Origin of the sequence: Candidatus Tenderia electrophaga, assembly GCA_001447805.1 — a bacterium.
In the GTDB taxonomy this organism is placed as follows: domain Bacteria; phylum Pseudomonadota; class Gammaproteobacteria; order Tenderiales; family Tenderiaceae; genus Tenderia; species Tenderia electrophaga.
In genome coordinates this window covers 794705-819949 of sequence record CP013099.1, presented here as the reverse complement: position 1 = coordinate 819949, position 25245 = coordinate 794705, and the positions used below count along the sequence as shown (strand labels likewise).

Sequence of the window (25245 nt, the reverse complement as noted above, 5' to 3'; positions counted from 1 at the left end):
AAACGCTCTCTTTAGTGTTTATTTCAGTGAGCACAGGGGTTACCCCCGCCACTGCACGGCAAAGCCGTTGGTGTAGCGCATATCCACCCGCCGCACCGCGTTGGTCTGGGCCAGCAGCTGGGGATAAAACCGCACGAAGCGCTGCAGTCGCTGCACCACCTCGTCACGCCCTAAGGCAATCACCGTGTTGTTGCTCAATTCCAACTCCCAGGCGCGGCGCTCGCTTAGATGGATGCGCTGCATGCGCAAGCCGCCCTGTTGTAGGGTTTCGTGGAACCGATGAAACTGCTGCGCCATCAAGGTCACCGTATCTTCCGGGCCGTTCAGCTCAACCAGATGCTTGGGAAAGGTCTCCGGGACCGGATAAAACAACTCGCCGTTGACATTCACCAAGGCCTGGTCGCGCCAACGCGCCAAGGCCACTTGTTCGTTCACCGTGACGTGCAAGGTGTCCGGCCAGATGCGCCGCACGTCCACATGGCTGACCCAGGGCAGCTCATTCAGCGCCGTGGTGACCCTGGCCACATCCAGGCTGAAGAAACCGCCATCGATTCTGCTGCTGACCACTTCATACAGCAACTGCTTGGAAACCTTGTTAAAGGGTGCTTCCAGCTGCACTTGTTTCAAGGGCAGGGTGTTGGGGTCCATCAACTTCAGCCAGATGGCGTAGCCGGCCACTGCCAGCAGCAACACGACGCCACCCAGGGTGAGCAGGCGCGGACTCAAGCCCCAGTGCCGCACCTGGGGCTGCGATTGCGGAATGCGACGATTGGTCTTCTTGGCCTTACGTGAAATGATCTTCATCGTTTGCCCTCCCGAAACGAGGTTTCCAAAATCCGCCATACCAAATCCGCGAAACGCATACCGGCCGCCCGCGCCGCCATGGGCACCAGGCTGTGATCCGTCATGCCGGGCACGGTATTCACCTCCAGCAGGTAACATCGCCCGGCGGCGTCGCTCATGAAATCCACCCGTCCCCAGCCACTGGCACCGACCAAGCCGAACGCCTCGACAGCGAGGCGCTGCAATTCGCGCTCGTGCAATTCATCCAGACCGCAGGGGCAGTGATAGCGGGTGTCGTCGGCCTGATACTTGGCCTCGAAGTCATAAAAATCGCGCGGCGTCTCCAGGCGGATGGCGGGCAGCGCCACACCGTTCAGAACGGCCACGGTATACTCGGGTCCGCTGATCCAGGCCTCGACGATAACGCTGTCATCCAGCGCCGCCGCCTGGCGCACCGCATGCGCCAGTTGCGCCGGATCAGCGACCTTGGTCATGCCGATACTGGACCCCTCACGGGACGGTTTGACAATCAGCGGCAGACCCAGCGCTTCGACGATGCGCGCGAAATCGCTGGCCTCGTTCACCACTGCATAGGGCGGCGTACTCATGCCCGCCCCCTGCCACAGCTGTTTGCAGCGCAGCTTGTCCATACCCAGGGCCGAGCCCAGCACACCACTGCCGGTATAGGGCATACCGATAGTCTCCAGCGCCCCCTGCATGACACCGTCTTCGCCGCCACGGCCGTGCAGGATAATGAAGGCGCGATCATAGTCGCCGGCGCGCAGGTCCATCAGCACATTGTCCGAGACATCCAACTCATGGGCGTCCACCCCTTTCTCCTGCAAAGCGCGCAGCACGGCGGCACCGCTCTTGAGCGAGATCTCGCGTTCGGCGGAACGGCCGCCCATGAGCACCGCCACCTTGCCGAAATGCTTGGGATCAGTGATGTGCGATGGCGCCAAACTCATGCCCCAGCCTCCCCGATGATGTGCACTTCACGCACCAGCCGCACGCCGTGGCGGCTTTCCACCTCGGCCGCCACCTTCGCCATCAGGGCCTCGATGTCCGCCGCCGTGGCGTTGCCGGTATTAATGATGAAATTGGCGTGTTTTTCCGAGACACAGGCGCCGCCGATGCAGACCCCCTTCAAACCGCAGGCCTCGATCAGACGCGCGGCATGATCACCTTGCGGATTGCGGAACACCGACCCGCAGCTGGGCAGGCCGATGGGCTGGGTGGCGCCCCGCCGCTCCAACAATTCTTTAATACGGCCACTGGCGGTGTCCGTGTCGCCGCGGTGTAAACGCAAATGCGCGGCCACGAACCACTCGCCGCTGACACCCACGACGCGGCGATAGCTGACCTGAAATTCTTCAGGCCGACGTAGATGCCGGACACCGCGGCGATCCAAGGTCTCGACCGCCGCCACATGCCGCCAGGTCTCACCGCCGAAGGCGCCGGCATTCATGGCTAGGGCGCCGCCCATGGTGCCTGGGATACCGGCCAGAAACTCGGCCCCGGTGAGGTGATGGCGGGCGCAGAAACGCGCCACCTTGGCGCAGGCCACGCCGGCCTCGGCGCGCACCAAGCCCTGGTCCAATAGCTCCATCTGCTTCAGCAGGCCGCTGGTCATGATCACCGTGCCGCGGACGCCGCCGTCGCGCACCAACAGGTTGCTGCCCAGCCCAACCCAGGTAAGCGGCTCGTGCTCGGGCAACTGGGCCAGGAACTCGGCCAAGTCATCCAGATCGGCCGGCTCATAATAGCGCTCGGCCGGGCCGCCGACGCGCCAGCTGGTGTGGCGCGCCATGGGCTCGTTGCGCTTCAGCGTGCCGCGGTATGTGTGCTGCATCGCCGCCATCATGCCGACTCCCCCTGCGACTGGTGCGCCAACTGCTGTACCAGTTGTGCCGCCGCCATGCCGATATTGCCGGCACCCAGAGTGAGCACGATGTCCTGGTCCTGGATCACCCCTGCCAAGGCGTGAGCCAGATCATCGACGTTTTCGATGAACACCGGGTCCACCTGGCCACGGGTGCGGATGGCACGCGCCAGACTGCGCCCGTCGGCGCCGGCGATGGGCTCTTCACCGGCGCTGTAGACCTCCAGCAACACCAGCGCATCCACCTCGGAGAGCACCATGGTGAAGTCCTCAAACAGATCACGCGTGCGGCTGTAGCGGTGCGGCTGAAAGGCCACCACCAAGCGCCGTCCCGGCCAGCCGGCACGAATGGCTTGCAACGTGGCCGCCACTTCGCGCGGGTGATGACCGTAATCGTCGATGAGCAACGCCTTGCCCTTGGCGGTTTGTACTTCGCCGTTAATTTGGAAGCGCCGTCCGATACCCTGAAAACCGGCCAGGGCGCGCACGATTACCGCGTCTTGCACCGCCAGCTCCTGGGCCACGGCAATGGCCGCCAGGGCGTTCAGAACATTGTGATGGCCAGCCATGTTGAGACTGATATCCAGATCCGCATGCCCCGCCCGACTCACCGTAAATGTGGTGGTATTGCCCTGCTGCTTGACGTTGCTGGCGCGCAGATCGGCCGCCTCACTGAAGCCGTAGGTGAGCATGGGGCGGGGACACTCATCCATCACCTCGCGCACGCCCGAGTCATCCACACAGACCACCGCCAAGCCGTAGAAGGGCAGGTGATGCAGAAACTCGATGAAGGTACGGCGCAGCTTGTTGTAGTCGCCGCCGTAGGTAGACATGTGGTCCACATCCACATTGGTCACCACCGCAAACACCGGTTGCAGATACAGAAACGAGGCGTCGCTCTCGTCCGCCTCGGCCACCAGATATTCGCCGCTGCCGAGCCGGGCGTTGGTGCCGGCACTGTTGAGCCGCCCGCCGATGACGAAGGTAGGGTCCAGCTCCGCCTCGCCCAGCAGACTGGCGATCAGACTGGTGGTAGTGGTCTTGCCATGGGTGCCGGCCACGGCGATACCGAAACGAAAACGCATCAGCTCGGCCAGCATCTCGGCGCGCGGCACCACCGGGATACGGCGTTCGTGGGCCGCCACGACCTCCGGGTTGTCCTGTTTCACCGCCGAGGAAATCACCAGCGCATCGCAGTCCTGCACATTGCCACCCTTGTGGTCGTGATCGATGCGGATGCCCAGCCCGGCCAGGTGACGGGTCATGGCGTTATGCCCCAAGTCGGAACCGCTCACCTGATACCCCAGGTTGTGCAGCACCTCAGCGATGCCGCCCATGCCGGCGCCGCCGATGCCGACCAGGTGGATATGCTTGATACGGCGCATGGCGGAATTACTCATTGCTTGCCTCCATGCACAGGTCAGCCACCTGCTGGGCGGCATAGGGCTTGGCAAGGGCGCGCGCCTTGTCGGCCATTTGCTGCAGCTCGGCGCGTTGATTCTCAGCGCAATCACGCATGAATCCGGCAATGATCTCTTTCAGACGTGCGGCGCTCAATTCAGATTGCGGCAACAGCAAGGCCGCACCGTTATCGCAGAGATAACGGGCATTGGCCGTCTGATGGTCGTCAACCGCATACGGAAAGGGCACCAACATGGCGCCTACGCCCGCAGCCGCCAGTTCGGACACTGTCAGGGCACCGGCGCGGCACAACACCAGATCGGCCCAAGCGTAGGCCTCGGCCATGTCGCTGATGAAGGCCTCCACCCGCCCCGCAAGTTGCGATTCCGTATATTGTTGCAGTGCCGTATCGATATTGCGCTTACCGGCCTGATGCCAGACATCGGGACGTTGATCGGCGGGCATCATGGCCAGGGCCTGCGGCACCATCTCATTGAGGGCCTGAGCACCCAGGCTGCCACCCAGGACCAACAGCCGCAGACTGCCCGCGCGTCCCGCGAAACGCTGTGCCGGTTGCGGCAGATCGGCGATCTGGGCACGCACCGGATTGCCGGTGGCGATAACGCGCTCGGAGTGTTTGAAGGTATCGGGAAATGCTTCCATGATGCGACTGGCCAGCCGCGCCAAGAGCCGATTAGTCATGCCGGCGACGGCATTCTGCTCATGGATCAACAAGGGCTTACGTAGCAGCCAGCTCACCACACCGCCCGGCCCGGCGACAAACCCGCCCATGCCCAGGATCGCCATAGGCCGGCGGCGCAGGATGACTTCCAAGGACTGGGACACGGCCTTAGCCAGGCGCAGCGGCGCCAACAGCCAACCCAGCAGCCCTTTGCCGCGCAGGCCGGCGATGGAAATCCACTCCATGTCGATGCCCGCCGCGGGCACCAACTCCGCCTCCATGCCGCCACGGGTGCCGAGCCAAAACACCTCGGCGCCGCGCGCCCGCAGTTCCTCGGCCACCGCCAGGGCGGGAAACACGTGTCCACCAGTGCCGCCGGCCATGATCATGATGCGCGCCGTCATGATCCGATCCTCCGTTCCCGTTTCACCCGACGGGTGTCAGGCCGGCCGGCGCGACGTTCGGCCTGGAGGGCGCTGCGGCGCTGTTCGAAATCCACGCGCAGCAGCAGGGCCACCGCCACGCAACACACCACGATACTGCTGCCGCCGTAACTCATCAGCGGCAGGGTCAGCCCCTTGGTGGGCAACACGCCCATGTTAACGCCGATATTGATAAAGGCCTGTAAGCCCAGCCACACGCCCAAACCGTAGGCCAGGTAGGCGGCGAACTGCTGGCCTTTCAACTCCGCCTGACGGGCGATGATGAAAGCGCGCATGACGAATACCACAAACAGGGCGATGACCAGCAGGGAACCGATCAGGCCGAATTCCTCGGCCAGCACGGCGAACAGGAAGTCGGTATGAGCCTCGGGCAGATAAAACAGCTTCTGTACGCCGGCGCCCAGTCCCACACCCCAGATCTCGCCGCGGCCGATGGCGATCAGCGCCTGGGTCAATTGAAAGCCGCTGTTGAAAGGATCGGCCCAGGGATTGAGAAAGGTGGTGAGGCGCTCCATGCGATAGGGTGAGGTGATGGCCAGCACGGCCATGGCCGCCGCCACCAGCGCCAGCAACAGGCCGAACTGCCACAGCCGCACGCCGCCGATGAACATCATCGCCAGGGCGGTGGCCATGATCACCGCCGCGGCGCCGAAATCGGGCTCCAGCAGCAATAGCAGGGCCACCAGCGACAATACGATCATCGGCTTAAGAAAGCCCTTGAAACTGGTGCGCACCTCGTCGCCGCGGCGCACCAGGTAGCCGGCCAGATAGAGGATGACAAACAACTTCATCAGCTCAGAGACCTGCAGATTGAACACACCCAGGTTGATCCAGCGGGTGGCGCCATTGACGCTGCGGCCGACGCCGGGGACCAGCACCAGCAGCAACAAGGCCAGGCCCGCCAGGAGCAGCCAGGGCCCCAGTTTCTCCCACACCGCCACCGGGATACTGAAGACGATCATGCCCGCCGCCAAACCCAAACCGATGAACACCAGCTGACGCAGGGTATAAAACCAGGGTTGGCCGTAATCCTCTGCGGCGATATGCAGCGAGGCCGAGGCCACCATCACCAGCCCCAGCGCGAGCAACAGCACGCCACTGCCCAGCAGCAGCGGATCGTATTTCAACGGCGCCGCCGGCGCTTGGGTCGTGGCGGTTAACCGGGTGGCGCTCATGACAGACGCTCCTTAACCGCGGCGGCGAATTGCGCGCCGCGATCCTCATAGTCCTTGAACATGTCAAAGCTGGCGCAGGCCGGGGCCAACAACACCGTGTCGCCCGGCTGGGCCAGGGCCTGTGCCGCCCGCACGGCCTCTCTCAGCGTGGTCACCCGTTCGACCGGCACGATCTGGTCCAGCGCTGCAGCGATCACTCCCGCATCGCGGCCAAACAGGATCGCGGCGCGGCCTTTGTCCGCCATGGCATTACGCAGGGGCGTGAAATCCTGCCCCTTGCCCTCGCCGCCGGCCAGCAGCACCACCTGGCCGGGCATGCCGTTGATGGCCGCCACCGCGGCGCCCACATTGGTGGCCTTGGAATCGTTGTACCAACTCACTCCATCGCGCTGGATCAGCCACTGGCAGCGATGGGGCAGTCCCCCGAAACGGCGCAGCGTATTCAACATGGAGGCCATGGACAACCCCATGCCGTCCCCCAGCGCCAGGGCCGCCAGGGCGTTGGCCACATTGTGCATACCGGCCAATTTCAGCTCAGTCACCGGCAGCAGGGCCTTGTCACCTTTAGCCAGCCACAGGCCGTCATCCTTTGAGATTAGCCCGAAATCATCGCAACGTTGCGGTTGGCGCAGGGTAAAACGCTGCCAGCCCTCATCATCCTCCTCCCAGGCGGCCACCAGGGCGTCATCCAGGTTAATCAACTTCATAGCGGCGTCGCGATAGATACGCCGCTTGGCAGCGCCGTATTCTTGCATCCCGGCATAGCGATCGAGATGATCCTGGCTGACATTGAGCACCACCGCCGCGGCGGGCGTGAGACTGTGGGTGGTTTCCAGCTGGAAGCTGGACAATTCCAATATATACAGATCCGGCTCGGACCTGTGCAGCAGCTCCAGGGCCGGCGTGCCGATGTTGCCGCCCACCCGCACATCCTTGCCGGCGTCCCGCGCCATCGCACCCAGCAGGGTGGTGACGGTGCTCTTGCCGTTGGAACCGGTAATCGCCACCACCGGCGCCCGGGCATGGCGGGCGAAGAGTTCGATATCGCCGATCACCTCCACGCCGGCCGCCATGGCGGCGGCGATGGCCGGATCACTGAGCGGGATGCCGGGGCTGACCACCAGCATGCGCGCCTGTTTCAATAGTTCGGCATCGAAACCGCCGCAGCGGGTATCCACCTGCGGCAGCGTACGCTGCAATTCGCGCAGCATGGGCGGCTCGGCGCGACTGTCCACCACCCTCACCGCCTCACCCCGGCGCGCCAGAAAACGGGCGCAGGAGAGCCCGGTCTTGCCCAGACCGACGACGAGGGTATGTGTGTCCTGCTGTTGCAATAGTGCCAGTCCCATGGTTAACGAATCTTCAAGCTGGCCAGTCCGATCAGGACCAGGATCACGGTCACGATCCAAAAACGCACGATGACGCGCGGCTCCGGCCAGCCTTTCAGTTCAAAATGATGATGCAGGGGCGCCATGCGGAAAATGCGCCGCCCGGTCAGTTTGTAGGAGACCACCTGCAGGATCACCGAAACGGTCTCCATGACGAACACCCCGCCCATGATCAGCAACACCAATTCCTGGCGCGTCACCACGGCGACGATGCCCAGCGCCGCACCCAAGGCCAAGGCACCCACATCGCCCATGAAGACCTGGGCCGGATAGGTGTTGAACCACAGAAAGCCCAGCCCGGCGCCGCAGATGGTGGCGCAGAAGATGGCCACCTCGCCCACGCCCTCGATATACGGGATGCCGAGATAGTCGGCGAATTCCACATGGCCGGTGACATAAGCGAACACCGCCAGGGCGCCGGCCACCATCACCGTGGGCAGGATGGCCAGGCCGTCCAGGCCATCGGTCAGATTGACCGCATTACTGCTGCCCACCACCACGAAATAGGTCAGCACCACGAACATCCCCCCCATGTCGAGGGCCACGTCTTTGAAGAAGGGCACGATCAACTGGGTCTCCAGGGACGAGCTGGCGCTGCTGTAGAGGAACAGTGCGGCGGCCAGGCCCGCCAGCGATTGCCAGAAATACTTGGATTTGGCGGATAGGCCCTTGGGGTCCTGCAGCACCAGTTTTTTGTAATCGTCGACAAAGCCGATGGCGCCGAAGGCCAGGGTGGTGAGCAATACTACCCACACGTAGCGGCTCTCCAGATCACCCCACATCAGGGTACTGATCGCAATGGCCACCAGGATCAGGGCGCCGCCCATGGTCGGGGTGCCCGCTTTGGAAAAGTGCGTTTCCGGCCCGAACTCGCGAATCGGCTGGCCGACTTTATACAGGCTCAGCTTACGAATCATCAGCGGGCCGACAATGAAGCTGATCAACAAGGCCGTCAATACACCCAGGATGGTGCGCAGGGTGATGTACTGGAACACGGTGAAGCCGCTGTGGAACTGGGTCAGATATTCGGCCAGGTAGAGCAACATCAGAGCGCCTCCCCCGCCACCAGGCTGTCGACCACCTTGTCCATAGCAGCGCTGCGCGAGCCCTTGACCAGCACCACGGCATCGCGATGCGCCGCTTCGCTCAGCAAGGTCAACAGATGCCGCTTGAGCGCCTGCTGATCGTCGAAACAAATACCCTTGTCACCGAAGCCCTGCACCGCTTGGCGGCAATGCTGACCGCAAGCCAGCAATAGGTCGACGCCCTTTTCGCGCGCCTCCACGCCCACTTGGTAATGCAGCTCGTCGGCCTGAGCACCCAGCTCGGCCATGTCGCCCAGCACCAGGATCGTTTCGCCCGGCGCCTGCAACAACACATCAATGGCGGCGCGCAGGGAATGGGGATTGGCGTTATAACAATCGTCGATCACCAACTGTCCCCAGGGCGTGACCTTGGGTTCGAGGCGACCCTTGACCGGCGTCATGCTTTCCAGCCCGGTGCGCACATGCGCCGGCGTCGCCCCCGCGACCAAGGCGGTGGCGGCCGCCGCCAGTGCGTTCATGACATTGTGCTTGCCGGCCAGATTCATGGCCACGTCCACGGCGCCGGCCGGCGTCTGGATCTTGAAGCTACATTTGTAGCCGCCCTGGGAGATGGTCCACTTCACCCCGCCCTCAGCCAGGCGCACGTCGGCACTGGGCACCATGCCGAAACCTATGCTGCGGTGATCCACCACCAGCTCGCGCCAGTAGTCGGCAAACTCGTCGTCCAGATTGATCACCGCGGTCCCCTGCTTGCCCAGCCCCTGCCAGATTTCGCCCTTGGCATGGGCCACGTCTTCAAGCGACCCGAAGCCTTCCAGATGGGCCGCCGCGGCATTGGTGATGAGCGCCACGTCGGGCTGCACCAGGCGGGTGAGATAGGCGATCTCGCCGGCGTGGTTGGCGCCCATCTCGATCACCGCGGCGCGATGTTGGCCCGGCCGCAGGCGCAGCAGCATGAGGGGCACGCCGATGTCATTGTTCAAATTGCCTTCCGTGGCCAGCACCGCACCCTGCTGTCCCAGGATGCAGGCCAGCATTTCCTTCACGGTCGTCTTGCCGTTGCTGCCGGTGACGCCGATCACCTGCCCCTGAAACCGGGCGCGCCAGGCGGCCGCCAGTTGCCCCAGGGCCAGGCGGGTATCGGCCACCACGATCTGGGGCAGATCGCAGTCGATCTCGGTTTCCACCAGCGCGGCGACGGCACCTTGCTGCGCCGCGGCCGCAACGAAATCATGGGCATCGAAATTGGGGCCCTTGAGGGCGACGAACAGGTCACCGGGACGCAGCGTGCGCGTATCGGTGCAGACGGCGTCAAAGCCGACACCGGCCGCGCCGCGCAGGCGAGCGTCGAGGATGGCAGCGGCCTGTTGCAGCGTCATCATACTCATGCCGCCAGCCCCAGGGCCTGGCGCACCTGATCGGCGTCGCTGAAGGGGCGCCTGTCATCACCCACGTCTTGATAGTCTTCATGGCCTTTGCCCGCCACCAGCACCACGTCATTGGCCGCGGCCTGGCTGACGGCGTGACGAATGGCCCGAGCTCGATCGCGCAGCACCAGCACGTGGCCGGCATCGATGCCAGAATCAATGCAGGAATCGATACCGCTGGCGATCTCTGCAATGATCGCCGCGCCATCTTCGTGGCGTGGATTATCGTCGGTAAGAATAATGTGGTCGGCGTGGCGCGCGGCGATACCGCCCATCAGCGGCCGCTTGGCCCGATCCCGCTCACCGCCGCAGCCGAACACGCACCACAGCCGCGCCGCGCAGTGTTCACGCAGGGTTATGAGCACCTGCTCCAGGGCATCGGGGGTATGGGCATAATCCACCACCACCAACGGCTGATCGTGTTCACCGCCGAAGCGTTCCATGCGCCCCGGCACGGTGCGCAGCTGAGAAAGTTTTTTAAGCGCCGTTTCCAGCCCCATACCTTTTAATAGCAAGGTCGACAGCACCGCCAACAGATTGCTGGCGTTGAAGCGCCCCAACAGGCCGGAGTGCAGTCGCCCCGCGCCCCAGGGGGTATGCACTGCCAGTAACAGGCCGTCGCGGCCCTGGCTGAGAATTTCGCCGCACACGGCGTTGTCGCCGTGACAGGCGTCGGCCAGGCTGTAGACCAGGGTCTCCAGCGACTCAGGCAGTTCGGTCAACAGGTTTTGAGCGAAGCGGTCGTCGGCGTTGATGACCGCGTAGCGCAACTCGGGCATGTGAAACAGACGTGCCTTGGCGCGCCCGTAACTGGTCATGTCGCCGTGATAATCGAGATGCTCATGGGACAGATTGGTAAACACGGCCAGATCGAAGCCAACCCCGCTGACCCGCCCCTGTTCCAGGCCGTGAGAGGAGACCTCCATGGCCACGCTGCGGGCGCCGGCATCGGCCAGGCGGCGCAGCAAGGCATGCAGAGTGATGGCATCCGGGGTGGTGTGGCTGGCCGCTTCCAGGCGATCGACAAAGCCGTTGCCCAGGGTGCCGATCAGCGCCGCGGGTTCGGCGGCGCTGTGCAGGGCCTGGGCGATGAAGTGACTGCAGGAGGTCTTGCCGTTGGTGCCCGTCACGCCGATCACGAACAGCTGCTGCGAGGGCGCAGTGTAAAAGCGCTCGGCGATAAGGCCGAGCCTGTGCTTTAAATCGCTTACCGGCAGACACGGCACGGCGCCTTGGCTGAGATGCTGCGCCGCATCGTAAATCACCGCCGCCGCGCCGGCGGCAATCGCCGCCTCGATGTAGCGCCGGCCGTCGGTACGGGTACCCGGCAAGGCGCAAAACACATCCCCGGCCTGCACCCGGCGACTGTCCAGACACAAACCGGTCACGCGGATATCCGCCACCGGCCCGTCCACCAGGCCGCTCATCAGTTCTCGCAAGCTCATACCGGGCGCCGTCACAGCACGTCTCCGCTCGCTTGCACGGCCTGATTGCGATTGGCGGCATGACGCTGCTGCGTCGGCTGCAAATCATCGGGGGCGATATTGAGCAGGCGCAGGGCACCGCTCATCACCTTGGCGAACAGGGGCGCGGCCACTTGACCGCCGTGATAGTCGCCCAGCATGGGGTCCTGCACCACCACCACCATGGCCAGCCGCGGCCTGGAGGCAGGCGCGATGCCGGCAAACAGGGCGGCATAGCGATCCTCGGCATAGCCCCCACGACCGGCGCGATGCACGGTGCCGGTCTTGCCGGCGATGCGATAACCGTCCACCTTGGCCAATCGACCCGTGCCCTCGTCGCTAATCACGCTCTCCAGCATGCGGCGCACTTGGGCGGCCACGTCGGCCGACATGACCCGCTCGCCCTGGGGCGCGGCGTCCAGCCTGAGAAACGAAATCGGTTTCAGCAGACCGTCATTGGCCAATACGGCATAGGCGCGCGCCAGTTGCAGGGCCGTGACCTGAATCCCGTAACCATAGGCGCGGCTGGCCTGTTGCACCGGCGACCAACGCCAATAGTCGCCGATGCGGCCGTCCGCCTCGCCGGGAAAACGGCTGCCGCTGCTCAGCCCGAACCCATTCCGATCCAGAGCCTTCCATAGCTGCTCCGCGCTCATGGAGAGGGCGATCTTGGTGGCGCCGATATTGCTCGATTTCTGCAGAATCTTGGTAATGTCGATCTCACCGTAGTTGACCGCGTCACGAATGGTGTTGGACCCGACGCGCAGATAGCCGGGCGCGGTGTTGACCGTGGTGGTGGGCGTGATCGTGCCCAGCTCCAGCGCCGCGGCCACGGTAAACGGCTTCATGGTGGAGCCGGGCTCGAAGACATCGGTCACCGCCCGGTTGCGGTAATTGGCGGACTCGAAACTGGCGCGGTTGTTGGGATTGAAGCTGGGCTGGTTGACCATGGCCAACACCTCGCCGCTGTGCACATCCAGGATCACCGCCGCAGCGGAGCGGGCACGATTGGTCTGTACCGCCGCCTTCAATTCACGATAGGCCAGATACTGCAGACGCCGATCGATGCTGAGCACCATGTCTTCACCGGGCTGCGGTTCGGCGATGCTCTCCACATCCTCCACCACGTCCCCCATGTTGTTCTTTAACACCCGTTTGCCGCCCTTGATGCCGCGCAGGCGTTCGTCCAGGGCCAGCTCCATGCCCTCCTGGCCGCGATCATCGATATCGGTAAAGCCGACCACATGGCCGGTCACCTCGGCCATGGGGTAATAACGCCGATATTCGCGCTGCAGCGCCACACCCGGCACCTTCAGGCGAGTGACTTTGTTGGCCAGTTCCGGTGACACATGACGTTTGAGATAGACGAACTCGCGTCCGGCGCGCTCGGCCACCCGTTGTTGCAACTCGGCGGCATCCATTTGCAACAGTTGGGCCAGCGGCTCCGCCTTGGCCGCCCCCTGGTTGCCCAGATACAGCTGGGGATTGACCCACACCGAGTCCACCGGTGTGCTGATAGCCAGCGGTTCGCCGTTGCGATCCATGATGACACCGCGATTGGCGGCCAGCTCCACGGTGCGCAGGGCGCGGGCGTCGCCCTGACCCTGGAGAAAATCGCGCTCGATCCATTGCAGATACACGGCGCGCCAAGCCAGCACGGCGGCCGCCAGCAACAGCACACCGAGCAACAGCCAGCGCCGCGCTGCGTTCAGTTTTACATCCCACTCACTCAAGGTTTGATCACCACCACCTGTTGCGGCTCGGGCAAGACCATGCCCAAGCGCTTGCGCGCAATCGATTCAATACGGCCGTGGGCCGCCCAGGTACTTTGCTCCAACTGCAATTGCCCCCACTCCACATCCATACGGTCCTGTGCCTGCTTCAAACTTTGCAGCTCGGCAAACAAGGTGCGGCTCTCGTATTTGGCGTAGACCACCGCCACGGCCGACATCAGCACCACCGCGCCGAGCATGGCGATCGCGCCGCCGTGCAGCAGCTGGCCGCCGTCACCCCGCGGCGCGGGGTTCGTCCGTAGCGCTGCCTTCATACCTTTTCCGCCACCCGCAATACGGCACTGCGGGCGCGCACGTTGTGCGCCAGCTCCGCGGCCGATGCGTGCACCGCCTTGCCCACCAGACGCAAGCGGGGGTTCAACTGATCCACGGTCACCGGCAGATCCGGAGGGAATTCATCCCCCCTGGCCTGGTCACGCATAAAGCGCTTCACGATACGATCCTCCAGCGAGTGAAAGCTGATTACCGCCAGGCGTCCACCGCGGTCAAGCACGTCCACCACCTGTTCCAGACAGCTGTGCAGATTCGCCAGCTCCTGATTGATGAAGATGCGGATTCCCTGAAAACTGCGCGTAGCCGGATGCTTGTCCTGCTCGCGTTGTTTGGGCATGACCGCCTTGATGATCGCCACCAACTGGCCGGTGGTTTCAATAGCCGTTTCCCGGCGCGCGGCGACGATGGCGCGCGCGATACGTTTGGCGAAACGTTCCTCGCCGTAGTCCTTCAGCACACGCGCGATTTCGGCCTCCTTGGCCTGGGCCAGCCAGGCCGCCGCCGACAGCCCGCGGCTGTTGTCCATGCGCATATCCAAAGGACCTTCGCGCATAAAACTGAAGCCGCGCGCGGCGTCGTCCAGCTGCGGCGAGGAGACCCCCAGGTCCATCAGGATGCCATCCACCCGCCCCATCAGGCCGGCCTCGGACACCACGCCGCCGAGCTCGGCAAAACTGGCGTGGTGGATACTGAAGCGGGCATCATCGCCGAAACGCTGCTGCGCGCTGGCGACGGCCTGAGGGTCCTTGTCTAGCCCCAGCAGACGGCCCGCGCTGCCCAGCCGCTGCAAAATGGCCTGGGCATGACCGCCTCTGCCAAAAGTGGCATCCACATAGACCCCTGCCGGTTTAAGCTTCAGCGCCTCCAAGGCCTCCTCCAGCAATACCGGGCGGTGGCTGTATTCGCCGCTCACCCCGCTCAAAATGATAGATTTTCCAGCTCTTCCGGCATGGCGTCCGTGCCGGCCGCCTCGGCCGCCAGCCATTCGTCGCGGTTGCCGTTCCAGATCTCTTCGTTCCAGATCTCAAACTTGTTGCCCTGCCCCACCAGCACGATGCGCTTGTCCAGCTGGGCGTACTCGCGCAGCACCGCCGGCAACAGGATGCGACCATTGCCGTCCACCTCGCATTCGCTGGCATAGCCCATCAGCAGACGCTGCAGGCGCCGGGCGCGCGGATTGAGGCTGGGCAGGCGGGAAAGCTTGCGCTCCAGCTGCTCCCACTCACTCTCCGGGAACAGCATCAGGCACTTATCAAAGTCGACCGTCAGCACCAAACGTCCCTCGCAGAGCTCCTGCAGGCGCTCACGATATTTGGCAGGGATCGCCATGCGACCCTTGGCGTCGACATTGATGGGGGTCACCCCTCTGAACAAGTGTTTTCTCCCTGAGCGTTTGAGACTGTCTTACCCACTATCGACCACTTTCCCCCACTTCTTGACACTATAGAAATCAGAAGACCTTCATGTCAAGCGAAATCACCACTTCAAAACAGCAATTCTTTCTTTTGTGACAGACACTTAGCGGAACAGAGCAGAGCGCGGAAGGGAATCACATCGCAGCCCAAACAGATAGGATTAACAAATCATCAACTTGAAAAGCGGACTTGAGTGTTTACTTTAAGTGTAAGAGGAGAAATGATACGTTTGCGGCCCACAAGGACGATTTGCGGAAAAATTCTGGAAGCAGAAAAAATTGGAGTCGGCCTGTAAGCCGGGTTCTGTCGAGAGCAGTCATTCATCTGGGATGTGCGTCGCCACACACCTCATGCAGCCTACCCGGGAACAGTGCGGGCCGCACCATTGTTCCCCTATTTGGCCTTGCTCCGGGTGGGGTTTACCTTGCCGCCGCATGTTGCCACCGGCGCGGTGCGCTCTTACCGCACCATTTCACCCTTACCGGCACCTTGCGGTGCTTAGGCGGTATGCTTTCTGTTGCACTTTCCGTAGACTCGCGCCCCCCAGGCGTTACCTGGCACCCTGCCCTGTGGAGCCCGGACTTTCCTCCATAGCCGGCATACAGCACGACTACAGCGACCGCCCGGCCGACTCCTGGCGCAAGCCTATCAGGCTTGCCGGCAAAGATCCATGGCGCTGTTGGCGCTTTACGCCGCAGCGCGGGCGTCATATAGTCAGCCAGGAACCCAACAAAGAGAGTGGGGTGGTTTGGCAACGCCAAAATCATACTATAAGGAAAGTGTCAGCGACGCTGGCGGGGGGCGGGTTCCGATGCAGACTCAGCGTGAACCCGGGAAGCTGCAACGGCGTCTCCTTATCCTGGCGGCAGGGGGCACCATTCTTACAGCGCTGCTAGTCGCGATCTCGGTAGCCGTCCCGCTGTACCAGCACAACAAACAACAACATCAACAGCGCCTGATGGCGGCCACGACCAGTCTCGCCCTGGCCGCCAACGAACACCTCAAGACGCTCGGCATCATCGCCGCTCAGATATCCAGCCGCAGCCACGCCCGTACCTTGCTGCAGCAGTATCGCAACAAGCAACTCGATCTCGCTGAATTACGCAGCCAGACGAGGCCGATACTCGAGGATGCCATGGCCGGCACGCCGCAAATCGTCGGCATTACGCGGCTGGATCGAGATGCTACGCCGCTAGTCGCGGTCGGGCACACCCCGGCCAAGCAGGCATGGCTCATCCCCCAGGACGAGGACAGAGGACCCAGCATCGGCCCGATTTTTCAAGTTGAGACGCAGCGGGTGTTTCTGGTCGGCACGCCCATTCTGAGCAGTGACGGCGAGCGCATCGGCACCGACATCGTCACCTTTTCCGCCACTCCGTTGCTGCAACTGTTCACGGCGGCGCTTGCGTTTGACCACGGCGAAACCGTCTATTTAGGTGTTTTGGATAACGGCCAGCTGACCGTCATCTCTCCATACAACGGCACCGCACAGCCAGACCAGCCGTTTATTGGTACCGCCTTAGACAAGGCGCTGCAGGGAGAAAGCGGTGTCATGGCGCCGGGCACAAACGGCAACAACGAAGGGGCAATCACCGCCTACGCCCCCATCACCCGCCACCCGCCCTGGGCACTCGCGCTCAGCGTTGATGCGAGCAAGCTTTACGCGCCGCTGCGCGAGCAGGCCGTTGTGATATTGATCATCGTGGCGGCGTTGATCCTCGTTGCCATGGCGCTGATCATCCATATACTGCGTCCGCTGACCGGCCGCATGATGATCCACACCAGCGAATTGCAACAGCAGATCAACAAAAACACCATCGACCTGCAACGCAGCAATCGGGCCCTGTCGGCGATCAGCGCGTGCAGCAATGCCCTGGTGCATGCCCGCGACGAGAAGGATTTGCTGCGCGATATATGCAATATCATCGTCGCCGTCGGCGGCTATCGCCTGGCCTGGATCGGCTATGCCCAGGACGACGACGCCAAATCGGTGCTGCCCGCGGCGCAGGCGGGGTTCGACGATCACTACCTAGACAACGCCAGGCTTAGCTGGTCCGAAGACGACCCGCGCGGCCGCGGCCCGGGCGGCACGTCGATCCGCAGCGGCGCCCCCTGCATCGTGCGCGACGTACTCAACGACGCCCGCTTCGAACCCTGGCGCGACGAAGCCACCCAACGCGGTTTCGCCTCGGTCATCGGCCTGCCCTTGACTTACGAGGATAGGGCCTTCGGCACCCTGCTAATCTATGCCGCTGAACGCGACGCCTTCGACCCGGAAGAGGTGCGCCTGTTGCGCGAACTGACCGATGATCTGGCGTATGGCATCATGATGCTGCGCACGCGCGAAGAGCGGCAGTGGGCCGAGCAGGAACTGATCGATTCAGAGGAACGCTGGCGCTCCTTGACCGAGAACTCTCCGGACCACATCCTTACCCTGAACGCGGCGCTGCGCATCGAGTTCGCCAATCATGCCGCGCCGGGGCAACGCGTCGAAGACCTGATCGGCACTTGCATTCTGGATTACGTCGAAAACCCCTTCAAACGCCGCGAGGTGGAAAGCAAGCTGAGAACCACCCTGAGCGCAGGCGCGCCCTGCAGCTATGAGACCGAGCACACCGCCCCCGACGGCGACATTATCTATTATGAATCGCGGGTCGCACCACGCATCGTCGACGGCGACATCGTCGGCCTCACCCTGAGCACGCGCGACATCACCCAACGCAAGCGCGATGAGGCCCAGATCCAGCATCTGGCCTATCATGACGAACTCACCGGCCTACCCAATCGGCGTTTATTGATGGACCGACTGGATCACAGCCTCGCCATCGCCCGGCGTCACCACACCAAGGGCGCCCTGCTGTTTCTCGATCTCGATCGCTTCAAGACCATCAATGACTCCCTCGGCCATGCCGTAGGCGACGCCGTGCTCTGCGAAGTGGCGAAGCGCTTGAGTCAACACGTGCGCGCCGAAGACAGTGTCGCGCGACTCGGCGGCGACGAATTCATGGTATTGCTGCCGGAACTCAAAAACGACGACAACGAGGCCAGCTACGAGGCCAGCGTAGTGGCGGAAAAACTGCGCCACAGCCTTTCCCAGCCCTACTTCCTCAACGGTCATCAGTACCACACCACCCCCAGCATCGGCGTTGTCATCTTCCCCTTCGTCGACGAATCGGCCGATGACATTCTCAAGCACGCCGACACCGCCATGTACCGCGCCAAGGCCGCCGGTCGCGACGAGATTCGCTTCTATCGACCCAGCATGCAGGAAGCGGTGGACCAACGCCTGGGCCTGGAAAAAGATTTGCGCGCAGCGTTGCAGGAGGAATCCTTCCAACTTCACTATCAACCGCTGATGGACAATGACCATCGTGTCGTCGGCGCCGAAGCCCTGCTGCGTTGGCACCATCCGCAACGCGGCTGGGTCTCGCCGGAAGAATTCATTCCCGTGGCGGAAGAGACCGGCATCATCCTCCCCCTGGGCGACTGGGTCATGCAACAAGCCATCGCCCAAGTAAAGCAATGGCAGTCCCATAGCTGGGCGCAGCAGACCGGTTTCATGGCCATTAATATCAGCGCGCGCCAGTTTCATCAAAGCGACTTCGTCGCCGACATCACCCGCGCCCTTGAACGGCACGGCGTGCAACCGGATTATCTGAAGCTGGAATTGACCGAAAGCCTGGTCATCGAAGACATCGTCGACACGGTGGCCAAGATGGAGGCGCTCAGAGAGCTGGGCGTACACATCGCCATCGACGATTTCGGCACCGGCTATTCCTCGCTGGCCTATCTCAAACGCCTGCCCATCGATCAGATCAAGATCGATAAATCCTTCGTCCTCGACCTCACCACCGACCGCAATGACGCCGCCATTGTCGAGACCATTATTTCAGTGGCGCGTCACTTGAGCCTTGGGGTCGTGGCCGAAGGCGTGGAGACGGTCGAGGTGTTACAGGCGCTCAAGCAGAACCTGTGTTACATCTTTCAGGGCTATTACTTCAGCCAACCCTTGCCGGGGCCGGCCTTCGTCGCCATGGTCGAGAACAACCAAACGCCCGAGCCGGCCTAACCCATTATTCCCCGGTACTCAGCGCCAGGGCCAGGCGATACACGGCGTTCTTTTTCTGGCCGCTGATCCGGGCCGCCAGCGCCGCCGCCTGCTTGAGCGGCAACTCCGCCATCAGGATGCGCAGCAGACGCTGCACTTCAGCATCGGCTTCACCGGTCTCCGGCTTGCCCGCCCCGCGCACCAGAATCACACATTCGCCTTTACGCTGATCCGGATCCCCCTGCACCCAAACCAGCAAGGCACCCAGGGCGTCGCCGTGAATTGTCTCGAAGCGCTTGGTCAGCTCGCGCGCGATCACCGCCCGGCGATGAATACCGAACACATCGCGCATGTCGGCCAGGCTGTTCTCAATACGGTGCGTGGATTCATAAAAGATTAGCGTGCGCGTATCATCGGCCAGCGCCGCCAGCCGCTGGCGCCGTGCCGCGGCCTTGGCCGGCAAGAACCCCTCGAAGACAAAGCGATCCGAGGGCAGGCCGGACGCCGACAGGGCCGCGATCAAGGCGCTCGCGCCCGGCACCGGCACTACCTGCAGCCCCGCGGCGCGCGCCGCCTGCACCAAGTGGTAACCCGGATCGCTGACCAAGGGCGTGCCGGCATCCGAGATCAGGGCGATGGATGCACCCGCCTGCAAGCGCGCCACCAGCGTGTCGCAGAGCTGGCGCTCGTTGTGCTCATGATAGGCCTGGCAGGGCGTACGCACGCCGAAATGCTGCAGCAGCTTGCCGCTGTGGCGGGTATCTTCTGCCGCGATCAGGTCGACGTCATTCAACACCTCCAGCGCGCGCGGTGTCATATCCCCGAGGTTGCCGATGGGGGTGGCGACCAGATAAAGAATGCCTTGCGTCGTCATTGAGTAAAACGGTCTGCGCTGAGGTCGGGGCGACAGGGTAGCATGCCATGATATACTGAGTGCCGGCGTATGTCCGCTCAGCGACACCTACATTTTATCCATTGCATCCACAAGCTCAACTATGCCGCGCCCTGTAACGCCAGCCAGTTTTCCCAAGCTCTGCAGCGCCCTGGCCATCAGCATCTTGGTCAGCGCCTGTGCCGCGCCGCCGCGCCAAGCCACTGAGACGGACCCGGCGCTTAGCAGCCAACCGTTTGTGACCCAGGCCGAGGACTCCAGCGCCAAAGGCAATTACGTCATCGCCGCGCAAAGCTATCTCAGACTGGCGCAACAAAGCAGTGGCGTGGAGCGGCAACAATACCTGCTCGCCGCCGCCGCCATCCTCACCCGTGGCCAACACACCCAACGTGCCGGCGCCATCCTGGACCGCATCGAACCGGCGCAGCTGCCGACCACCGACCGGATCCGTTACCAGTTCGCCCGCGCCCGCCTGGCCCTGTTGGAACTGCAGCCCGAACTGGCCTTGAACCACTTGCGCCTGCCGGAAGCCATTGTCCCTGCCGATCTGATGGGTGAATGGCGCAGCCTGCGTGCCGAGGCCTATAGCATGAGCGGCAATCATCTGGAGGCGGTGCGCGAACGCATCCTGCTGGAAGACACCCTCAGCGCCGCCGAGGAGATCCGCCGCAATCACCGTCAAATCTGGGAGACCCTCAACCGCCTGAACAGCGCCGTGCTCGACACTTTGCGTAGCGCCCCGGCGCCGGACACCCTGAGCGGCTGGCTGGAGTTGGCGCGCATCTACCAAACCGCCCTGGGCGACCCCGAGCAACTGGAACGGCGCCTGCAGGCCTGGCTGGACGCGTACCCCGCGCACCCCGCCGCCGAACAATTCATCGCCGAACTGTTGATCTATGAAGACATCCAGCTCGACCGCCCCGAACATATCGCCCTGCTGCTGCCCCTGAGCGGCAACTTCGCCACCCCGGCCAAGGCGGTACGGGACGGTTTTCTGGCGGCCTATTACGCCCGCAACAGCGAGCGTTACACCCCCGAGATCCGCATCTATGACACCACCGACGACGTCGAGTCGGGACTGGCGGTCTATCAGCGCGCCGTCGACGAGGGCGCCGACTTTATCGTCGGCCCGCTGCATAAACCCCTGGTCGAGGCCCTGGCGCAGCACGCCAATCCCGTGCCCGAGGAAGACATCGCCCCGCCGGGGCTGCTGTCCGCCGTGATCGAACCGGCGCAGCCCGCCGCAGCCGAACCCATGGCGGTGCCGACGCTGGCCTTGAATTACTGGAGCGATGAAAACCGGGTGGCGGAAAACTTCTACCAGTTCGGCCTGCTGCCGGAAGACGAGGCACGCCAGGTGGCGGAACGCGCCTGGCTCGAGGGTTACGACCAAGCCCTGATCCTGGCGCCGGAGGGTGAATGGGGCGAGCGTATGTACGCCACCTTCGCGCGGCACTGGCAACAACTCGACGGCCGAGTGCTGGAGGCGCAACGCTATGACCCTTCACGCCACGACTTCTCGGCGCCGGTGATCGAACTGTTGAATATCGACGCCAGCCGCGCGCGCAAGCGCGCCCTGGAGCGGGTCACCGGGCTGGATATCAAATTCGAACCGCGCCGGCGCCAGGACGTGGATTTTATCTACCTGGCCGCCTTCCCCAATCAGGCGCGCCAGATCCGGCCGCAACTGAAGTTCTATTACGCCGCCGGCATCCCGGTCTACAGCTCCTCGCACGTGTATAGCGGTGAACCCAATCCGACCCAGGACCGCGACATGGACGGCATTGTGTTTTGCGACATGCCCTGGGTGCTGAGTCATGTGCCGGGAGACGGACTCGCTTGGGACACGTTTACCGACATCTGGCACAGTAACGCCATTCCCTTTAAACGGCTGTATGCCCTGGGTATCGACGCCTATCGCCTCATCGGTCAACTGCAACAGCTGCGTGACAGCCCCCAGGCCCATTTCGATGCCGCCACCGGCACGCTCTATATGGACCAGTCCAACCGCATTCACCGGCAGCTGCTGTGGGCACGCTTTCGCGGCGGCAAACCGGAGCTGATCGAGCCGACGCCGCCGCCGGACGCGGGCGCATGAGCAAGACCGCGCAGCAGACCGCCGGCACCCACGCCGAAGCCCAAGCCTGTGCCTATCTGGCAGATCAGGGCCTGAGCCTGGTGGAACGCAACTACCGCTGCCGCCAGGGCGAGATCGACCTGATCATGCAGCACGGCAATACCACCGTCTTCGTCGAAGTGCGTTACCGGCGCAACAGCGGCTTTGGCTCCGGCGCCGAAACGGTGGATCGACGCAAGCAACAAAAGCTGATTAACGCTGCCGCCCATTACCTGCAGCGGCAACCGCGCCGGGCGCAACAACCGGCCCGTTTCGATGTCATCTCCATGCGCCCGGCGCCGAAGGCGCTGCACATCGAATGGATTCAAGATGCGTTTCAAGCGGGCTAGCCCGGATTTCCCGCCACAACTCATGGCACGAAATCCGGGCCAGGGTTACACTCCGAATCAATGAACCAATAAGCAAAGGACAGAATCCATGGATGCAATCGCGCGCATTCAACAGACATTTCAGGACAGCGCCCATACCAAATTGCAGGCGGCCGGCCCCCTGGCGCCGGTGATCGATGCGGCGGCCACTGTGCTGGTCCAGCAATTGCTCAACGGCCACAAGATTCTCAGCTGCGGCAACGGTGGCTCCGCCGCCGACGCCCAGCACTTTTCTTCCGAACTGCTGAATCGCTTTGAGATGGAACGGCCCGGCCTGCCCGCCATCGCCCTGACCACCGACAGTTCCACGCTGACCTCCATCGCCAACGACTACCGCTACGAGGACGTATTCGCCAAGCAGGTGCGCGCCCTGGGCCAACCCGGCGACATCCTGCTGGCGATTTCCACCAGCGGCCGCTCGCCCAGCATCATCAGCGCCGTCGATGCCGCCCATGAGCGCGACATGCGCGTCATTGCCCTGTCGGGCCGTGACGGCGGCGAACTGCCCAATCATTTGAACGAAGGCGATGTGGAGATCCGCGTGCCGGCCGCTTCCACTGCGCGCATTCAGGAAGTCCATTTGCTGACCATTCACTGTCTGTGCGAGCAAATCGATTTGCAGATTTTCGGCCAAGAAGGATAGACCCGTATGCCAGCGCTGCGCTTAACCCTCGCCCTGGTCAGCCTGATCTCACTCTACGGCTGCGCCGCCGGCCCGGCCATTATCGCCGGCGGTGCCGTGGTGGGCGCCGCCGCGGTGGACCGGCGGGCCACCACCACCATGGTCGACGACAACAGCATCGAGCTCAAGATCAAGGAGGCCATCTACACCGATGACAGCCTGAAACGCGATGTCAACGTCAGTGTCACCAGTTATAACCGGGTGGTATTGCTCACCGGTGAAGTGCCCACGGCCGAGATGCGCGCCCGGGTGGTGCGCCATGCCCAGCATGTGGACAAGGTGAAAAAGATCTACAACGAGACCATTGTCGCCCCGCAATCCGAGTTCGCCTCACGCCGGCTGGACACCTGGATCACCACCAAGGTCAAATCCACCCTGCTCAATACCGAGGGCATCAAGGCGCTGAATATCAAGGTGGTGACCGAAAACCAGATTGTCTATCTCATGGGCCTGGTGACGCGCGCAGAGGGCGATATCGCCGCCAATAAGGCGCGCCAGGTGAAAGACATCAAACAAATCGTCAAGCTGTTCGAATACATCCAGCCCTCCGCCACGTGAGCATCGATCCCGCCTTTCGCAAGCGCCTCATCCAGGCCAGCGGCGCTGACAACGTCCTCACCGAGCCCTCGGACTGCTGGCCCTACGGCTATGACAACAGCCGCCGCCAGGCCCTGCCCGAGGCCGTGGTGATGGCCACCGACCATGCCCAAATCCAGCGCCTGGTCGAGCTCTGCCATCAAGAGAAGATCCCGCTCATCGCGCGCGGCCGCGGCACCGGCACCACCGGTGCCACTGTGCCCGTTCACGGTGGCATCGTGCTCTCCATGGAGCGTATGACGCGCCTCATCAAGATGGACCCGGCCAACCGCGTCATGGTGGTAGAGCCGGGCATCACCAACCAGCAGGTACAGGACGCGGCCAAGGAACACGGTTTCTTCTGGTCGCCCGACCCCACCAGCGCCGCCTTCTGCACCGTGGGCGGCAATCTGGCCTACAACTCGGCCGGGCCGCGCACCGTGAAGTACGGCGCCACCCGCGACAACGTGCTCGGCCTGCGCGCCGTCACCGGCGAAGGTCGCGAGATCCGCACCGGGGTCTATACCACCAAGGGGGTGGTGGGCTATGACCTGACCCGACTGCTGATCGGCTCCGAGGGCACCCTGGCGGTGATCACCGAGGCGACCCTGAAGCTGACGCCGCTGCCGGAGGCCAAGCTCACCCTGCAAGCGGTCTATCGCGACATCGGCAGCGCCGCGGCGGCGGTATCGGCCATCATGGCCCAGCCGGTCATCCCCTGCGCCCTGGAATTCATCGACGGCCAGGCCATCGAGATGATTCGCAACTATTCCCAGGCCGAGCTGCCTGAAGGCGCCGGCGCCATGCTCATGATTGAGGTGGACGGCCTCGAGGCAGGCCTGGAGCAGGCCGCCGAGCGGGTGGCGGCGGCGGCGCGCACCGCGGGCGTGATCGACGTCACCTTGGCCCAGAGTGAGGCCGAGGTGCAGCGGCTATGGCAAACGCGCAAGGCCCTGTCGCCGGCGCTGCGCAACATCGCCCCGAAAAAGATCAATGAAGACGTAGTGGTGCCGGTATCGGAAATGCCGGCTCTGATCGGGGGATTGGAGCAACTGGCGCAAAAATACGCCATCACTATCGTCAATTTCGGCCATGCCGGCAACGGCAATATCCACGTCAATCTGCTCATCGACCCGGATGATCCGCAACAAATGGAGAATGCCGACCACTGCCTGGACGAGGTGTTTACTCTAGTGCTGCGACTCAATGGCAGCATTTCCGGGGAACACGGTGTGGGCCTGGAAAAACGCGACTTCGTGGCACGCGAAATCGACGCCGCCACCCTGGAGCTGATGCGTCGCATCAAGGCCCAGTTCGATCCACACAATATCCTCAACCCGGGCAAAACGCTGCCCCCGGCACCGGGCTGAC

The 25245-nt window shown here is 63.3% G+C and carries 21 protein-coding genes and 1 other RNA gene; 6 read left to right on the top strand and 16 right to left on the bottom strand.

Features of this window, described 5'->3' with window-relative positions; all coding sequences use genetic code 11:
• Positions 1-39: 39 nt before the first annotated feature.
• From Tel_03785 to Tel_16775, 15 genes are all read right to left on the bottom strand, one after another.
• On the bottom strand, positions 40-804 hold the full coding sequence (locus Tel_03785; protein ID ALP52334.1) for a hypothetical protein: 765 nt from the start codon (positions 802-804) through the stop codon (positions 40-42).
• A complete protein-coding gene (locus Tel_03780) occupies positions 801-1751 on the bottom strand; it encodes a D-alanine--D-alanine ligase (GenBank protein ALP52333.1) in 951 nt (316 codons plus the stop codon). The genes Tel_03785 and Tel_03780 overlap by 4 nt, the downstream gene beginning before the upstream one ends.
• A complete protein-coding gene (locus Tel_03775) occupies positions 1748-2647 on the bottom strand; it encodes a UDP-N-acetylenolpyruvoylglucosamine reductase (GenBank protein ALP52332.1) in 900 nt (299 codons plus the stop codon). Before Tel_03775 ends, Tel_03780 begins: the two co-directional genes overlap by 4 nt.
• Entirely contained in the window at positions 2644-4107 is a 1464-nt protein-coding gene (gene murC / locus Tel_03770; protein ID ALP52331.1) for a UDP-N-acetylmuramate--alanine ligase, read from the bottom strand. The genes Tel_03775 and murC overlap by 4 nt, the downstream gene beginning before the upstream one ends.
• A complete protein-coding gene (murG, locus tag Tel_03765; protein ID ALP52330.1) occupies positions 4058-5152 on the bottom strand; it encodes a UDP-N-acetylglucosamine--N-acetylmuramyl-(pentapeptide) pyrophosphoryl-undecaprenol N-acetylglucosamine transferase in 1095 nt (364 codons plus the stop codon). The genes murC and murG overlap by 50 nt, the downstream gene beginning before the upstream one ends.
• Complete coding sequence (locus Tel_03760) at positions 5149-6366, bottom strand: cell division protein FtsW (GenBank protein ALP52329.1); 1218 nt, start codon at positions 6364-6366, stop codon at positions 5149-5151. Before Tel_03760 ends, murG begins: the two co-directional genes overlap by 4 nt.
• Positions 6363-7715, bottom strand: coding sequence for a UDP-N-acetylmuramoylalanine--D-glutamate ligase (murD, locus tag Tel_03755; GenBank protein ALP52328.1), 1353 nt, complete (start codon positions 7713-7715; stop codon positions 6363-6365). The genes Tel_03760 and murD overlap by 4 nt, the downstream gene beginning before the upstream one ends.
• Positions 7716-7717: 2 nt before the next feature.
• A complete protein-coding gene (locus Tel_03750; GenBank protein ID ALP52327.1) occupies positions 7718-8800 on the bottom strand; it encodes a phospho-N-acetylmuramoyl-pentapeptide-transferase in 1083 nt (360 codons plus the stop codon).
• Positions 8800-10188: a hypothetical protein gene (locus Tel_03745; protein ID ALP52326.1), complete on the bottom strand. Its 1389-nt coding sequence runs from the start codon at positions 10186-10188 to the stop codon at positions 8800-8802. The genes Tel_03750 and Tel_03745 overlap by 1 nt, the downstream gene beginning before the upstream one ends.
• Positions 10185-11654 (bottom strand): hypothetical protein, encoded by a 1470-nt coding sequence (locus tag Tel_03740; protein ALP52325.1) that lies wholly within the window; start codon positions 11652-11654, stop codon positions 10185-10187. Before Tel_03740 ends, Tel_03745 begins: the two co-directional genes overlap by 4 nt.
• A gap of 29 nt (positions 11655-11683) precedes the next feature.
• Positions 11684-13423: a cell division protein gene (locus Tel_03735; protein ALP52324.1), complete on the bottom strand. Its 1740-nt coding sequence runs from the start codon at positions 13421-13423 to the stop codon at positions 11684-11686.
• Positions 13420-13662, bottom strand: a complete 243-nt coding sequence (locus tag Tel_03730) for a cell division protein FtsL (GenBank protein ID ALP54726.1) — start codon at positions 13660-13662, stop codon at positions 13420-13422. Before Tel_03730 ends, Tel_03735 begins: the two co-directional genes overlap by 4 nt.
• A gap of 71 nt (positions 13663-13733) precedes the next feature.
• Positions 13734-14669 carry a ribosomal RNA small subunit methyltransferase H gene (locus Tel_03725; protein ALP54725.1) on the bottom strand — a complete coding sequence of 312 codons (936 nt, stop codon included), beginning with the start codon at positions 14667-14669 and terminating at the stop codon, positions 13734-13736.
• Positions 14670-14674: 5 nt separating this feature from the next.
• Complete coding sequence (locus Tel_03720) at positions 14675-15130, bottom strand: division/cell wall cluster transcriptional repressor MraZ (protein ALP52323.1); 456 nt, start codon at positions 15128-15130, stop codon at positions 14675-14677.
• Between the two features lie 317 nt (positions 15131-15447).
• An RNA gene (locus Tel_16775) (bacterial RNase P) lies at positions 15448-15806 on the bottom strand.
• 176 nt (positions 15807-15982) lie between these two features.
• Here Tel_16775 and Tel_03715 point away from each other — a divergent pair.
• Positions 15983-19240 (top strand): hypothetical protein, encoded by a 3258-nt coding sequence (locus Tel_03715; protein ID ALP52322.1) that lies wholly within the window; start codon positions 15983-15985, stop codon positions 19238-19240.
• Between the two features lie 4 nt (positions 19241-19244).
• Here the strand turns inward: Tel_03715 and Tel_03710 are convergent, their stop codons facing one another.
• The gene (locus Tel_03710) at positions 19245-20093 is read right to left on the bottom strand and encodes a methyltransferase (GenBank protein ALP52321.1); all 849 of its coding nucleotides are present in this window, start codon (positions 20091-20093) and stop codon (positions 19245-19247) included.
• A gap of 121 nt (positions 20094-20214) precedes the next feature.
• Here Tel_03710 and Tel_03705 point away from each other — a divergent pair, with 121 nt between their 5' ends.
• The 5 genes from Tel_03705 to Tel_03685 all read left to right on the top strand — a co-directional run bounded on the left by Tel_03705 (position 20215) and on the right by Tel_03685 (position 25244).
• The gene (locus Tel_03705; GenBank protein ALP52320.1) at positions 20215-22209 is read left to right on the top strand and encodes a hypothetical protein; all 1995 of its coding nucleotides are present in this window, start codon (positions 20215-20217) and stop codon (positions 22207-22209) included.
• The gene (locus Tel_03700; GenBank protein ID ALP52319.1) at positions 22206-22577 is read left to right on the top strand and encodes a hypothetical protein; all 372 of its coding nucleotides are present in this window, start codon (positions 22206-22208) and stop codon (positions 22575-22577) included. Before Tel_03705 ends, Tel_03700 begins: the two co-directional genes overlap by 4 nt.
• A gap of 88 nt (positions 22578-22665) precedes the next feature.
• On the top strand, positions 22666-23259 hold the full coding sequence (locus Tel_03695; protein ALP52318.1) for a phosphoheptose isomerase: 594 nt from the start codon (positions 22666-22668) through the stop codon (positions 23257-23259).
• A 6-nt stretch (positions 23260-23265) separates the two neighbouring features.
• Complete coding sequence (locus Tel_03690) at positions 23266-23856, top strand: hypothetical protein (protein ID ALP52317.1); 591 nt, start codon at positions 23266-23268, stop codon at positions 23854-23856.
• Positions 23853-25244, top strand: a complete 1392-nt coding sequence (locus Tel_03685; protein ALP52316.1) for a dimethylmenaquinone methyltransferase — start codon at positions 23853-23855, stop codon at positions 25242-25244. The genes Tel_03690 and Tel_03685 overlap by 4 nt, the downstream gene beginning before the upstream one ends.
• The last annotated feature ends 1 nt before the right edge of the window (position 25245 follow it).